This is a genomic window from Pseudomonas sp. W2Jun17 (assembly GCF_023127795.1).
In the GTDB taxonomy this organism is placed as follows: Bacteria; Pseudomonadota; Gammaproteobacteria; order Pseudomonadales; family Pseudomonadaceae; genus Aquipseudomonas; species Aquipseudomonas synxantha_A.
Genome location: NZ_SPKO01000003.1, coordinates 100,009 through 113,546 on the forward strand (window position 1 = coordinate 100,009; position 13,538 = coordinate 113,546).

10 protein-coding genes are annotated in these 13,538 nt (G+C 59.9%); 5 read left to right on the top strand and 5 right to left on the bottom strand.

The annotated features are described in order from the left end of the window. Positions 1–96: 96 nt before the first annotated feature. From E4O98_RS01400 to E4O98_RS01415, 4 genes are all read left to right on the top strand, one after another. Positions 97–918 carry an ABC transporter substrate-binding protein gene (locus tag E4O98_RS01400; protein ID WP_186559102.1) on the top strand — a complete coding sequence of 274 codons (822 nt, stop codon included), beginning with the start codon at positions 97–99 and terminating at the stop codon, positions 916–918. Beyond that, the gene (locus tag E4O98_RS01405) at positions 915–1,685 is read left to right on the top strand and encodes an amino acid ABC transporter permease (RefSeq protein ID WP_032878659.1); all 771 of its coding nucleotides are present in this window, start codon (positions 915–917) and stop codon (positions 1,683–1,685) included. Before E4O98_RS01400 ends, E4O98_RS01405 begins: the two co-directional genes overlap by 4 nt. A gap of 164 nt (positions 1,686–1,849) precedes the next feature. Beyond that, positions 1,850–3,145 (top strand): autotransporter outer membrane beta-barrel domain-containing protein, encoded by a 1,296-nt coding sequence (locus E4O98_RS01410; RefSeq protein ID WP_032878658.1) that lies wholly within the window; start codon positions 1,850–1,852, stop codon positions 3,143–3,145. Positions 3,146–3,270: 125 nt separating this feature from the next. Beyond that, positions 3,271–4,662 carry a hypothetical protein gene (locus E4O98_RS01415; protein WP_248133971.1) on the top strand — a complete coding sequence of 464 codons (1,392 nt, stop codon included), beginning with the start codon at positions 3,271–3,273 and terminating at the stop codon, positions 4,660–4,662. 66 nt (positions 4,663–4,728) lie between these two features. On the opposite strand, the gene oadA is transcribed toward E4O98_RS01415, so the two are convergent. Together oadA and E4O98_RS01425 are read right to left on the bottom strand one after the other, a co-directional pair. Further along, on the bottom strand, positions 4,729–6,537 hold the full coding sequence (gene oadA / locus E4O98_RS01420; RefSeq protein ID WP_005792562.1) for a sodium-extruding oxaloacetate decarboxylase subunit alpha: 1,809 nt from the start codon (positions 6,535–6,537) through the stop codon (positions 4,729–4,731). An 11-nt stretch (positions 6,538–6,548) separates the two neighbouring features. Further along, entirely contained in the window at positions 6,549–7,964 is a 1,416-nt protein-coding gene (locus tag E4O98_RS01425; RefSeq protein ID WP_003195732.1) for an acetyl-CoA carboxylase biotin carboxylase subunit, read from the bottom strand. A 196-nt stretch (positions 7,965–8,160) separates the two neighbouring features. Here E4O98_RS01425 and E4O98_RS01430 point away from each other — a divergent pair, with 196 nt between their 5' ends. Continuing rightward, positions 8,161–9,135 (top strand): LysR family transcriptional regulator, encoded by a 975-nt coding sequence (locus tag E4O98_RS01430; RefSeq protein ID WP_032878656.1) that lies wholly within the window; start codon positions 8,161–8,163, stop codon positions 9,133–9,135. Here the strand turns inward: E4O98_RS01430 and E4O98_RS01435 are convergent. The 3 genes from E4O98_RS01435 to E4O98_RS01445 form a co-directional block, all read right to left on the bottom strand. Further along, complete coding sequence (locus E4O98_RS01435; protein WP_078822668.1) at positions 9,065–9,262, bottom strand: hypothetical protein; 198 nt, start codon at positions 9,260–9,262, stop codon at positions 9,065–9,067. The genes E4O98_RS01430 and E4O98_RS01435 overlap by 71 nt on opposite strands. Positions 9,263–9,473: 211 nt before the next feature. Beyond that, positions 9,474–10,340, bottom strand: coding sequence for a transcriptional regulator HexR (hexR, locus tag E4O98_RS01440; protein WP_003177007.1), 867 nt, complete (start codon positions 10,338–10,340; stop codon positions 9,474–9,476). 163 nt (positions 10,341–10,503) lie between these two features. Continuing rightward, positions 10,504–13,377 (bottom strand): EAL domain-containing protein, encoded by a 2,874-nt coding sequence (locus tag E4O98_RS01445; protein ID WP_248133973.1) that lies wholly within the window; start codon positions 13,375–13,377, stop codon positions 10,504–10,506. Positions 13,378–13,538: the final 161 nt, after the last annotated feature.

Here is a 13,538-nt window from a genome sequence, read left to right on the forward strand (position 1 = left end):
CTTATGAAAATAACTCACTATGAGAGTCGTTCTTATAACTATTTAATGCGTACCGTTCGGTTAATAACAACCTCTTTTTTATTCAGGTGTTCGATTTTGAAATTCAGACCGCTGTTGGCCCTGGGCCTGACGATGTTGGCTGCTTCCACCCAAGCCTTTGGCGGTGCCACGCTGGATCGTATCGAGCAGAAGAAGGAACTGGTCGGCGTGCTGATGGAAAGCTACCCGCCGTTTTCATTCCTCAACGAGCAGAACCAGCTCGACGGTTTCGATGTGGATGTGGCCAAGGCCGTGGCGCAAAAGCTTGGCGTGAAGCTGCGCCTGGAAACGCCTTCATGGGACGTCATTGCCGCTGGCCGCTGGAGCGGGCGCTATGACATTTGCATCTGCTCCATGACCCCGAGTAAGGCACGCGCCGAGGTGTTCGACTTCCCGGTGCAGTACTACGCCTCGCCCGCGGTGATCGTGGTCAACGCCAAGGATGATCGCATCCACGAAGCCAAGGACCTGAGCGGCAAGAAAGTCGGGCTCACCAGCGCCTCCAGCTACGAGAGTTACCTGAACAAGAACCTGGTCATCGAAGGCGCCGAAGACACGCAGCTGCAGTACCCGTTCGAAGACGTGCAGATCGCCCCGTACGATACCGACAATGTGGCGTTCCAGGACCTGGGCCTGGGCGCCGGCGTGCGTCTGGACGCAATCCTCACCAACCTGGTTACCGCGCAGCCGCGCCTGACCCAGGACAAGCGCTTCAAGCTGGCCGGCGCACCGCTGTATTCGGAGCCCAACTCGGTAGCCATCGAGAAAGGCGACGCGCAGTGGGACAGCAAAGTGCGTGAGGTCTTCGCCCAGCTTAAACAGGACGGCACCTTGAGCAAGCTGTCGCAAAAATGGATCGGCGCCGACATCAGCCAATGAGTTTTCGCATACGGCTTTACCTGACCTGGGCGGCGCTGTTCGCCCTGTTTGCCAGTTTCTTCCTGAGCTTTGACCTGAAGTTCTCGATCATTCTCGACAAGCTGCCCAACCTGGTCGGCCTGCACCTGGCGCCCAACGGTTTTCTGCAAGGTGCGGCGCTGACGCTATTCCTGTGCCTGTGCGCCATGCTTGCGTCATCGGTGCTGGGCTTTATCACCGCGCTGGGGCGCCTGTCGAAAAGCGCGGTGGCGTTTGGCATTGCCAGTTTCTACGCCTCGTTCTTTCGTGGCACGCCGCTGCTGATCCAGATCCTGCTGATTTACCTGGGCCTGCCGCAACTGGGCCTGGTGCCGGGCGCCATCGTCGCCGGGATCATCGCGTTGTCGCTGAACTATGGTGCCTACCTGAGCGAGATTTTCCGCGCCGGCATCCTCGGCGTGCCCCATGGTCAACGCGAGGCCGCGCTGGCCTTGGGTATGCGTGACAGGGAAATTTTCTGGCACGTCACCCTGCCCCAGGCCATGCGCACCATCATCCCCCCGGCCACCAACCAATTCATCTCGATGCTCAAGGACTCGTCGCTGGTCTCGGTGATGGGGGTATGGGAAGTGATGTTCCTGGCACAGTCCTATGGCCGCTCCAGCTACCGCTACATCGAGATGCTCACCACGGCGGCAATCATTTATTGGGTACTGTCACTGGGACTGGAGCTGATCCAGGCGCGCATGGAGCGGCATTTCGGCAAGGGGTATATGCACCGCAGTTAAAGCGCAGCACCCGTTGTATAGCGCCTTGGTCGGCCAAACGCAGATGGGCTTTTTATCGCACCTGACTAAAGACAACTCCCGCAAACCAGCGGTCAATGGCCTGACAGTTATCCGCCTGTGCCCCCGCTACATTCCCGGCCTCATTCATCAGAGGTCGGTAATTCATGCCCTTTACACCGCAAAGAATCGCAGCATTTATCAGTCTTGTAATTGCCCTCAGTGTGCAACCTGCGCACGCACGAGGCGATATTGAATACAGGCCTCACCAACCCTATGATTCGCTCGACGCTGAGGGGGCCTTCAAACCTGAAGTCGATACGCCGCCAATCCCTGGGCCCTACCCCGGCTACTTCATTGGCCAAGCCTCCACCTACAATGGCGTGCAAGTGGCCAAGGTGCTGGAGCCCGCACTGCTTGAACTGCTCAAGTCCGGCGAATTGACCTCGGAGAAGCTCAAGGAGCTGCAAAAGGTAAATGACGCACTCGCCGCACAGCCCGGCGGCATCGGCGCAGCCCTGGAGCAATTGGCCGGTAGCCAAAACGCGAACCTGCTCAGCGCCACGCACGCCGTCACCAGCCACATCAGCAGCCAATTGCTCTCGTCCCTGCGCAACCTGCCCGACGATGACAACGGTCGTTTCTGGGTACAAGGGGTGAGTAACGGCGGCCACCTCGACCAACGAAGCGGCAGCGCCGGACTGAAGCACGATAGCAAGGGTCTGATGCTGGGCGCCGACTGGGCAGTGGATAACGCCTGGCGTGTGGGTGTTATGGGGGCAAAATCCGCCAGTGACCTAAAGGCGCAACGCTTCTCTACCGAACTGGACAGCTTGCACCTGGGCGCATACGCGGTGCGTCAGGACGGCCCGCTGGCCCTGCGCCTGGGGGCGATTTACAGCAGCCATGCCGGGACCAACCGGCGCGACGTCAACCTGCTCGTTTACAAGGACTCGCTCAAGTCTCGTTACGATGCCCAAAGCCAAACGCTGTTCTCTGAGCTGGGCTATCAATTGGGCAGCCAGGACCTCCACATCGAGCCTTTCGCTGGCCTCGGCTACCAGCGTCATCACCGCGACAGTTTCAAGGAAAGTGGCGGCCTGACCGCGCTGAACGTCGGCGCGCAGACCCAGCAGAACCTTAACAGCACCGTTGGCCTGCGCTTGGCGACGGTTTACAGGTTCGATGATCAGGTCAGCCTCACGCCTCACCTCAGCGCCGGCTGGAAACACCTCTACGGCGCGGTTGACAGCCAGGTGCACCAAACCTATCGCAATGCGCCCGTTGCGCTTGATGGCTTCACCATTACCGGCACGTCCCTGGACCGCAATAGCCTCGACGTAAACTTGGGCGTTGATCTTGCGTTATCCAAGCAACACACCCTGGGCCTGGCCTACAGCGGCCAAGCTGGCACCCATAGCCGCAACCAGGGTTTGAAGGGGCAATGGACGATGAGCTTTTAACCGAGCATCGTCAGACGACATCCCGACAGCGAGCCTTCTTACAATCATCTGCTCTGCCAGCCGACATCTGTCGGCTGTTACCTGCGTTAGTTTTCGACCTCAAGCACACTTGAGGTCGAAACCCAATGTTACGAGTACCCCACCAGCTTGCGGCCTATATCCCCCTGCCTGGCTGTTCGGCAGCAGCCCCTGTTTATGCTGAAAAAAGTAACGCTATCGAACTCGCCACCGGCGGTCATTTTACCAACTACGGGCACATATCCACCGGGCCTTCCACGCGCTTCAAGGAGTCGTATAGCGGCATAAGCGCGAACAGCGCAGCAAGCATAATCGTCAACCACGGAGCGGTAGCGGGTGGCAGCAACGGCATCAAAGCCACCGACGATGTGACGCTGATCAATTACGGCGTAATCATCGGCCATAAAGGGGCCGGTCTGAAATCCAAGGGCAATGCAGACGTCGTCAACTACCGCATCATCAGGGGCGCGGATGCCCAGCGATCCAAAGAGAATGATGGCGACGGTGATGGCCTGGACATCGACAAACGTGCATGCGTGCACAACTACGGGCTCATTGAAGGCACCGGGGCCAATGGCGCGGACAAGAACGGAGCCCCCAACACCAGCGAAGGCATCGCCATGGGCGGCGGCGAAATCTATAACCGTGGAGTTATTCGCGGCGCACATCATGGGGTGCTGGTGGACGATGGGGACTTGGGCCCGGCCTACGGGAGCACCTCGCTGATCAACGAGGGCATCATCACCGGTCGCAACGGCTACGGCGTGAGGCTGATCGGAGAACACAATGACCAAGTCACCAACGATGGGCTGATAAGCGGCACCAAAGGCATCGCCCTGGATATGGGGGGTGGCGATGATGTGTTGACTGTGCGCGGTAACGCTCAATTCAACGGCAAAGTAGACGGTGGCAGTGGCACCAATCACGTCGTGCTGGACGATGTCCAAGGTGGCACTTTCAACGGCGCCCTTCGTATCCAGCACCTGTGGATAGGCAGCGGTGCCTGGACCCTCGACGGTGCGCTGGACGCCAATCAGCAAGGCCGAGTCTCTCGCGGGGCAACGCTGATCAACCAGAGTTACATCGGGGGCACAATGACGATTGATGCAGGCGCAACCTACACCGCAGGCACGGTAACCAATCTTGACGTTGCCGGCACGCTGCTGCTGGACCCTGCGCTGAAAAGCCAGACGCGAATCAAGCACGACCTTGACCTGGCAAACGGGTCGACCCTGGCCTTCACCCTCGGCATGGGTGAAGCGCACAGCACCTTGAAAGTAGGCAACAGCGCCCGCCTCAAGGGCACAACACTGAATATCCAGGTCGAACACGAAAACGACGAACTGCTTACCCGCCAGTTACGTGTTATCGACGCTGCTCAGATTGAGGGACGCTTCAACAGGATCACCAGCAACCTTAAAACCTTGACGCCGAGGCTGATCTACACACCCAGCGGGGTCTTTGTCAGTTTCAGGCGCAAACCCTCTACAGAGGCCTGAGTTTCAGGCAAAAAAAGGAGGGCACCTGCCCCCCCGAGGATTAAGCGGTAGTGTCGAAGGCTGTTATCAGCCTTCGATCTCAATCAGGATCTCACCCGGGTTGACCCGGTCGCCCTTGGCCACATGAACAGCGGTCACCTTGCCGGCAATCGCGGCCTGCACTTCGGTTTCCATCTTCATGGCTTCGGTAATCAATACAGCCTGGCCGGCCTTGACCACATCGCCTTCCTTGACCAGCACGTCGACGATATTGCCCGGCATCGCCGTGCTGACATGGCCGGGTTCGGTGGCGTGCTTGCGCTTGCTGCCGCCGCTGCTGACGAACTCGTTGAGCGGCTCGAACACCACTTCTTCCGGCATACCGTCGATGGACAGGTAGAAGTGGCGTTTGCCTTCAGCCTTCACGCCGACACCGGTGATGTCTACACGGTAGCTTTCGCCGTGCACGTCGATGACGAATTCGGTCGGCACGCCTTCACCACCGGCACGGGCCACACCGCCTGCCTCCGGAATCGGCAGCAGGACTTCAGGGGCCAGGGTGCCTGCGTCGCGTTCTTCAAGGAATTTGCGCCCGATATCCGGGAACATGGCGTAGGTCAGCACGTCTTCTTCGGACTTGGCCAACGTGCCGATTTCACCGCGCAGCTTGGTCATTTCCGGCTTGAGCAAATCAGCCGGGCGAACGTCGATGACCTCTTCGCTGCCGATGGCCTGACGGCGCAGCTTTTCGTTCACAGTGCCCGGGGCCTTGCCGTAGCCGCCTTGCAGGTAGAGCTTCACTTCGTTGGTGATGGTCTTGTAGCGCTCACCGGCCAGCACGTTGAAGAACGCCTGGGTGCCGACGATCTGCGACGTCGGGGTCACCAGCGGCGGGAAGCCGAGATCTTCACGTACACGCGGGATTTCGGCGAGTACTTCGCTCATGCGATTGAGAGCGCCCTGCTCTTTCAACTGGTTGGCCAGGTTGGAAATCATCCCGCCCGGTACCTGGTTGACCTGCACACGGGTGTCGACCGCCGTGAACTCGCTTTCAAACTGGTGGTACTTCTTGCGTACCGCGTAGAAGTACAGGCCAATTTCCTGCAGCAGCTCCAGGTCCAGGCCGGTGTCGAACTCGCTGCCTTTAAGGGCGGCGACCATCGACTCGGTGCCCGGGTGGCTGGTGCCCCAGGCGAAGCTGGAGATGGCGGTGTCGATATGGTCGGCACCATTTTCGATAGCCTTGAGTTGGCACATCGCAGCCAGGCCCGCGGTGTCGTGGGAGTGGATAAAGATCGGCAGGTTCTGCTCGGCCTTGAGCGCCTTGACCAGCTCGCCAGTGGCATAAGGAGTCAGCAGGCCGGCCATGTCCTTGATCGCGATAGAGTCGCAACCCATGGACTCCAATTGTTTGGCCTGGGCCACGAATGCATCGACGGTGTGCACCGGGCTGGTGGTGTAGGCGATGGTGCCCTGGGCATGTTTGCCGGCAGCCTTGACCGCTTCGATGGCCACGCGCAGGTTACGCACGTCGTTCATGGCGTCGAAGATGCGGAACACATCGATACCGTTGACGGCAGCCTTGGCCACGAAGGCCTTGACCACATCGTCGCTGTAATGGCGGTAGCCCAGCAGGTTCTGGCCACGCAGCAGCATTTGCAGGCGCGTGTTAGGCAGCGCGGCGCGCAGTTTGCGCAGGCGCTCCCACGGGTCTTCTTTCAAAAAGCGCACGCAGGCGTCGAACGTTGCGCCACCCCAGACTTCCAGGGACCAGTAGCCGACTTTGTCGAGCTTGTCGCAGATCGGCAGCATGTCGTCGGTGCGCATACGAGTGGCCAGCAACGATTGATGGGCGTCGCGCAGGATAGTGTCGGTTACGAAAATCTTCTTGCTCATTCTTATATTCCTCACAGGCCTGCGTGGGCGGCGATGGCGGCGGCGATGGCCAGGGCCAGCTCTTCGGGTTTGCGCTTGATCGAGTAGTTGGTCAGCTCAGGGTGGCTTTCCACGAAACTGGTGTTGAACTGGCCGCTGCGGAATTCCGGGTTGCGCAGGATTTCCTGGTAGTAGGCGGCAGTGGTCTTCACGCCTTGCAGGCGCATGTCGTCCAGGGCACGCAGGCCGCGGTCCATGGCTTCTTCCCAGGTCAGCGCCCACACCACCAGTTTCAGGCACATGGAGTCGTAGAACGGCGGGATGGTGTAGCCGGTATAGATCGCCGTGTCGGTGCGCACGCCGGGGCCGCCGGGTGCGTAGTAACGGGTGATCTTGCCGAAGCTGGGCAGGAAGTTATTCTTCGGGTCTTCGGCGTTGATACGGAACTGCAACGCAAAGCCACGGTGCTGGATATCTTCCTGCTTGACCGAAAGCGGCAGGCCCGAGGCGATGCGAATCTGCTCGCGGACAATATCGATGCCGGTGATTTCTTCGGTGATGGTGTGTTCCACCTGCACCCGGGTGTTCATCTCCATGAAGTACACCTCGCCCTCGGCGAGCAGGAACTCCACGGTACCGGCGTTCTCATAGCCCACGGCCTTGGCCGCACGCACCGACAGGTCGCCGATGTAGGCGCGCTGTTCAGGCGTCAATTGCGGGCTGGGGGCAATTTCGATCAGCTTCTGGTTGCGACGCTGGATCGAGCAATCGCGTTCGAACAGGTGCACCACGTTGCCAAAGCTGTCACCCAGGATCTGCGCTTCGATGTGCTTGGGATTGACGATGCATTTTTCCAGGAACACTTCCGCCGAGCCGAACGCCTTGGTGGCCTCGGAAATGACGCGGGGGAAGGCTTGTTCAAGTTCTTCGCGACTGTTGCAACGACGGATACCGCGCCCGCCACCACCGGAAGTGGCCTTGAGCATCACCGGGTAACCAATGCGGTCGCCTTCGGTCAGCGCTTCGTGGATATCCGCGACGTTGCCTTCGGTGCCGGGAGTGACCGGCACACCGGCCTTGATCATGCTGCGGCGCGCTTCGGTCTTGTCGCCCATGCGGCGAATCACTTCGGCCGAAGGGCCAATGAACTTGATGCCGCGCTCCGCGCAGATATCCGCCAGTTCGGCATTTTCCGACAAGAAGCCGTAGCCGGGATGCAGCGCGTCGCAACCGGTTTCCACCGCCAGGTTCACCAGCTTGCGCGGGTTGAGATAGCCGGCCAGGGGCTCGGCACCAATGCTGTGGGCCTCGTCGGCACGTTTGACGTGCAACGCGTGGCGGTCGGCGTCCGAGTAAACCGCGACCGAGCGAATGCCCATCTCGGCGCAGGCACGCACGATTCGTACGGCAATTTCACCACGGTTGGCGATCAGGATCTTTTTTATCACTTGGAAATTCCCTTGAGCCGATTGCTGCGTTCTTCGACCCGCTTGAGGTGGGTCGGCGCGTGACCAAATGTTTCATGACAGTCGCGAGACACACACTAAGCCCGCCAAGGGATTAACAAAAATCAATAATTATTGGGTCATGCATAAGGAAAGACTTATAGTTGCCGGTATGGCCAGGGCCGAGAGGCAATAAATAATGCGTAAGTCGTTGATGAGGCTGACATTAAGGCAACTTCAGATCTTTCATGAGGTGTGCGATTTGCGCTCTTACAGCCGTGCCGCCGAGGAAATGTCCCTCACGCAACCGGCCGTCAGCCTGCAAATCCGCCAGCTGGAAGAACTGATCGGCCAACCGCTGTTCGACTACGTCGGCAAGAAGCTCTACATGACCGAGGCCGCCGAAGCCCTGCAACGGGCCAGTCGCGATATTTTCGGGCGTCTGGAAAACCTCGATATGCAGCTATCGGATATGCAGGGCTCATTGCAGGGCCAACTGAAGCTGGCGGTGGAATCGAGCGCCAAGTACTTCGTGCCGCACCTGTTTGCGGCTTTCAAGCGCCAGCACCCGGAAGTGCAACTGCACCTGACCGTGGTCAATCGTGCCCAGGTAATCCGCAGGCTTTCGGATAACCGCGATGATCTGGTGATCATGTCCATGGTGCCCCAGGACATGGGCCTGGAATTCCTGCCGTTTCTCAATAATCCGATTGTCGCGGTGGCACTGCCGGATCATCCGTTGAGCCTGCAAGGGCCGCTGCGCCTGCAAGACCTGGAGCCTTACACGCTGCTTATCCGCGAACCAGGTTCCGGCACGCGGCTGGCGTGTGAAGAGTACTTCAAGGAAAAACGCGTGCACTTCACACAAACCGTGGAAGTGGCCTCGGCCGAGGCGCAACGAGAGTGCGTGGTCGCAGGTTTGGGTGTGGCGCTGCTGACGCGCCACGCCTTGAACCTGGAACTGGCCACCGGCGGGCTCAAAGAGCTGCCGGTGGAAGAACTGCCGCTGTACCGCAGTTGGTGCCTGGTGCAGGCCAAGGCCAAACGCCTGTCACCGGTGGCCCATGCGTTCCTGGGCTTTATCCGCAGCGAACGGGTGCAGATCAGCGCACTGGCTGAGCGTTTCGCTGGGCAGCCACGGGTGCCTGCCAATGGAGTTCCGGGTAGTCACTGATGCTCTGGAGCAACTGGCGCTCTTCGCAACGGTCTTCGATGGCGCGACGGAACGCCATGCGGCGCTGGTCTTCCTGCTGACGACGGGTCTTGACGGTGCTGTTGCTGTCTTCGTAATGCCGAGTCATGTGGAGTCTCCCAATGCGAGTACGGGGGAGTACAGGATGGGCGCGACGGATGACGGGGGGATGACAGCCTCATGAAGATTCTGGATGCATGGAGAATCTCATGTGGGAGGGGGCTTGCTCCCGATAGCGGAGTTTCAGTCACAGAGTCATTGACTGACCTACTGCTATCGGGAGCAAGCCCCCTCCCACATTGAGTTCTGTGTGCAGGTATTTAGTCGTCGAGGGCTTTGACGGACTTGGGTGACAGACGCAGGCTGCGCAAACTGCGTTTAACGCTCTTGAGGTGGTTGACCAGACTCGGGCCGCGAGCCATGGCCACGCCCATCGCCAACACGTCGATCACCACCAGGTGGGCAATACGCGAGGTCAGCGGTGTGTAGATTTCGGTGTCTTCATGCACGTCGATCGCCAGGTTAACCGTGGACAGCTCCGCCAATGGCGTCTGGCTCGGGCAAAGGGTGATCAGCGAAGCGCCGCTTTCACGCACCAGGTTGGCGGTGATCAGCAGGTCTTTGGAGCGACCGGATTGGGAAATACAGATGGCCACGTCAGTGGGCTTCAAGGTCACTGCCGACATCGCCTGCATGTGCGGGTCGCTGTAGGCCGCGGCCGTCAGCAGCAGACGGAAGAATTTGTGCTGGGCATCGGCAGCCACCGCGCCGGAAGCGCCAAAGCCGTAGAACTCGACGCGCTGGGCCTGGGACATCGCGGTCACGGCCTTTTGCAGCTCCACCGGGTCGAGCTTCTCGCGCACTTCCATCAGGGTGTGCAGGGTGGTGTCGAAGATTTTCAGGCTGTAGTCGGCGACGGAGTCGTCTTCATGAATGGCAAACTGGCCGAAGCTCGCGCCGGCCGCCAGGCTTTGCGCCAGCTTGAGTTTCAAATCCTGAAACCCGGAGCAACCAATGGCGCGGCAGAAGCGCACGATGGTCGGCTCGCTGATACCCACGCTGTGAGCCAGATCGGCCATGGAACTGTGCATCACGGCCGCAGGGTCAAGCAGCACATGATCGGCAACCTTGAGTTCCGATTTGCGTAACAGGTGGCGCGACTGGGCGATATGTTGCAACAGGTTCAAAGGGCAGGACTCTTGTTATTGGCAGGTGCCAGGGATGTAGCAAGCTTGTAGTTATACTACAAGAATTGTCGTTTTGCCCGTTCGATGCATCACTAAATCGCCCTGCTCCCCTCTGGTTTCAGCGGGCAGACGCCATGTAGCCATAAAGGCGGCCAACGCGGCGTTAAGAAAAATCTGCATTTTTGCGTAACAAATCCGCCAGCCCTTCGGCGTGCATTGGCGGGCTGATCAGATAACCCTGCACCTCATCGCACTGTTCACCGCGCAGGAAATCCAGCTGTTGCTGATCCTCCACGCCCTCGGCCACCACCTTGAGCGCCAGCCCATGGGCCATGGCAATGATAGCCCGCGTGATGGCGGCATCCTCACGCGCCTGACCGAGGCCACGGATAAAGGCCTGGTCGATCTTCACGTAATCCACAGGAATACGCTTGAGGTAACTGAGGGACGAATAACCGGTGCCAAAATCGTCGATGGCCAGCTTCACCCCCAGGTCACACAACTGCTGGAAAGTGGCGATGATGTGCTCAACGCTATCGAGCAACTGGCTTTCGGTGAGTTCCAACTCAAGGTATTGCGGGTCCAGCCCGGTCTCTTCCAGAACCTGACGCACCAGGCTGACCAGCTTGCCCTGACGCAGCTGATGCACCGACAGGTTCACCGACACGCGAATCGGCGCCAGCCCCTGGCGCTGCCACTCGCAAGCTTGCCGGCACGCCTGGCGCAGCACGAACTCTCCCAACGGCACGATCAAGCCGGTTTCTTCAGCCAGGCCGATAAAGTCCCCCGGCGGCACCATGCCCCACTGCGGATGCTCCCAGCGAATCAGCGCCTCGGCGGCATTCAGCTTGCCGGTCGCCAGGCACAACTTCGGCTGGTAGAACACGCTCAGATGGCGCTCCTCGATCGCTTTGCGCAGGTGGTTTTCCAACTGCAGACGCTCCAGGGTGCTGGCTTGCAAACTGTCGGTGTAAAACTGGAAATTATTGCCGCCCAGATGCTTGGCGTGCTGCATGGCCATATTCGATTGGCTGACCAACGCAGAGATCTCCCGCGCATTATCCGGCAGCAAGCTGACCCCCATAGAAGCACTGACCACCAGTTCGTGCCCCTCCACCGTTACCGGTACCCGCAGTTTCGCCAACAGCCGCGTCGCCACGCGCGCCAGGCTCGACAAATTGCCGTAGGCATCGAACAGCACCGCGAACTCATCGCCGGACAAGCGCGCAATGGTGTCGGCTTCGGGCAGCGCATTGATCAAACGCCGGGCCATTTTCTGTAACAACTGGTCGGCCACTTCATGGCCCAGGCTGTCATTGAGCAACTTGAAGCGGTCCAGGTTGATATGCAGCAGCGCCAGGCTGCGCCCGCCCTGGCGCACGCGTTGATGGGCTTCGTGCAGCCGTTCGCGAAACAGCGAACGGTTGGCCAGGCCGGTCAGCTCGTCATAGTGAGTAAGGTAGCGCATACGTTCTTCGGATTCGCGCCGTGCCGACAGATCGGCGAAAAAGCCTACAATATGACTGACGTTTCCCCGAACATCGCGCACCACATTCAATTGCAGCCACTGCGGGTAGAGCTCGCCGTTCTTGCGCGTTTCTACCAGCTCGCCCTGCCAGGTGCCATGGCTGAGCAGGGCCTGGCGGATCATCGGGAAGTGGCGCCGCGCATCGCGACTGCTGGGCAGCTCCACGACATTGCGTCCAAGCATGTCGTCGATGTCAAAACCGGTGACACGGCTGAACGCTTGGTTCACCGCGATCAGCGCGTACTCGGGATCAAGGATCACGATGCCTTCGCTGGCCGCCTCGAACACAGTCGAGGCGAGCCGTTGCTGTTCTTCCAGCGCCTTGCTGGCACTGATGTCGCGGCGCGTGCCGAGCATCCGCACGACGCGGCCATTGGGCGCACGTTCTACCGCACGCCCACGGTCCTGGATCCACATCCAATGTCCATCGCCATGACGTATCCGGTATTCCACCTGATAATCCTCACTGCGACCTTTCAAGTGCTCCACCAGCGCGTGCTTGAGCAATGGCAGGTCGTCGGGGTGCAGGCGCGGCTTGAGGTGGCTGAGCATCGCCTTGACGTATTCAGGCTCCAGGCCGAACAGCTCCTTGAGCTGAGTGTGATGGACTTCGTCGGTTTGCAGGTTCCAGTCCCACAGGCCCAGTTCACTGGCTTGCAGGGCCATGGCCAGGCGCGCTTCGCTGGTATTGAGGGCGAGGCTGGCGGCATCCAGTTCCTGGCTGCGTTGCGCCACGCGGTCTTGCAGGCCGATTTGGGCTTCGCGCAGGTCCTGCTCGACCTGGCGGCGCTGCTCGACTTCACGCACCAGCTCCAGGTTCAGCTGCTCACTGCGCTGCCGGGCCTGCTGCAGGTGCTCGATCAGGGCCTGGTTCTGGAAGCGACGCAACAGCCCGCGCTGGATCAAGCGGTTGACCTGCCACGCTACCAGGCTCAGGGACGCCAGCAGGATCAGGCCAAGCACGCCCCAGCCCTGCTGCTGTGGGGTGCCATTGCAGAAAAGATAAATAATGGCCGGCAACAGGCAGGGCAAGGCAAATGACAGGAAGGCCCAAAGGCTCACGGCATAGGCCACGCTGGCCGACAAGGTAGCGGCGCCGATCAGGCCGAACACCCAGGCCTGATGCATGAAACTGTCGGCGGGTACCAGGGCGATGGCGGCAATGGACAGGGTCAGGCCGCTGACCGCTGAGCCGAGCATGAACATACGCCGCCACACCGGTTGGGCCTGGCGGCTGGGCATGGCCGAATCAAAAGCCGCCACCTGGATCACGCGCATCGCCACCAGAGCGAGTAACCAGAGCAACCAGAGACTGTCGAGCAGGTAGTGCTCGGGATTCCACAACAACCAGGCGCAGACCAGGCCATTGACCAGCATCAGCAGCGTCGGCAGCAACGAGCCCTGATACAGCAGGCGTGTGCGCTCGACCGCCATTTGGGTTGCATAGTGTTTGCGGATGACCTGCGCGGGCGCCACTGAGGGGCCAAACAGATCAGTGCTAAGGGTCATAGGCGATGTTCTTATAATGGTGAGCCCGAAACGTCGACGGAGCATACACAAGCAAGCGCCTGGGCCAAACTGCCCCACGTCATAAAAAACCGCCTGCAATGGGCCGCAAACCTTTGGTCCAGACAGCTCGAGCAAGACGCGGCGCGGGCTGCGGCCCATGA

Bases quoted from the DNA above. Each gene is read 5' to 3' on its own strand.
- E4O98_RS01435 (WP_078822668.1), bottom strand. From the start codon at position 9,262: ATGACTCGGCATTACGAAGACAGCAACAGCACCGTCAAGACCCGTCGT.
- E4O98_RS01430 (WP_032878656.1), top strand. From the start codon at position 8,161: ATGCGTAAGTCGTTGATGAGGCTGACATTAAGGCAACTTCAGATCTTT.
- E4O98_RS01445 (WP_248133973.1), bottom strand. From the start codon at position 13,377: ATGACCCTTAGCACTGATCTGTTTGGCCCCTCAGTGGCGCCCGCGCAG.
- E4O98_RS01415 (WP_248133971.1), top strand. From the start codon at position 3,271: ATGTTACGAGTACCCCACCAGCTTGCGGCCTATATCCCCCTGCCTGGC.
- oadA (WP_005792562.1), bottom strand. From the start codon at position 6,537: ATGAGCAAGAAGATTTTCGTAACCGACACTATCCTGCGCGACGCCCAT.
- E4O98_RS01410 (WP_032878658.1), top strand. From the start codon at position 1,850: ATGCCCTTTACACCGCAAAGAATCGCAGCATTTATCAGTCTTGTAATT.
- E4O98_RS01405 (WP_032878659.1), top strand. From the start codon at position 915: ATGAGTTTTCGCATACGGCTTTACCTGACCTGGGCGGCGCTGTTCGCC.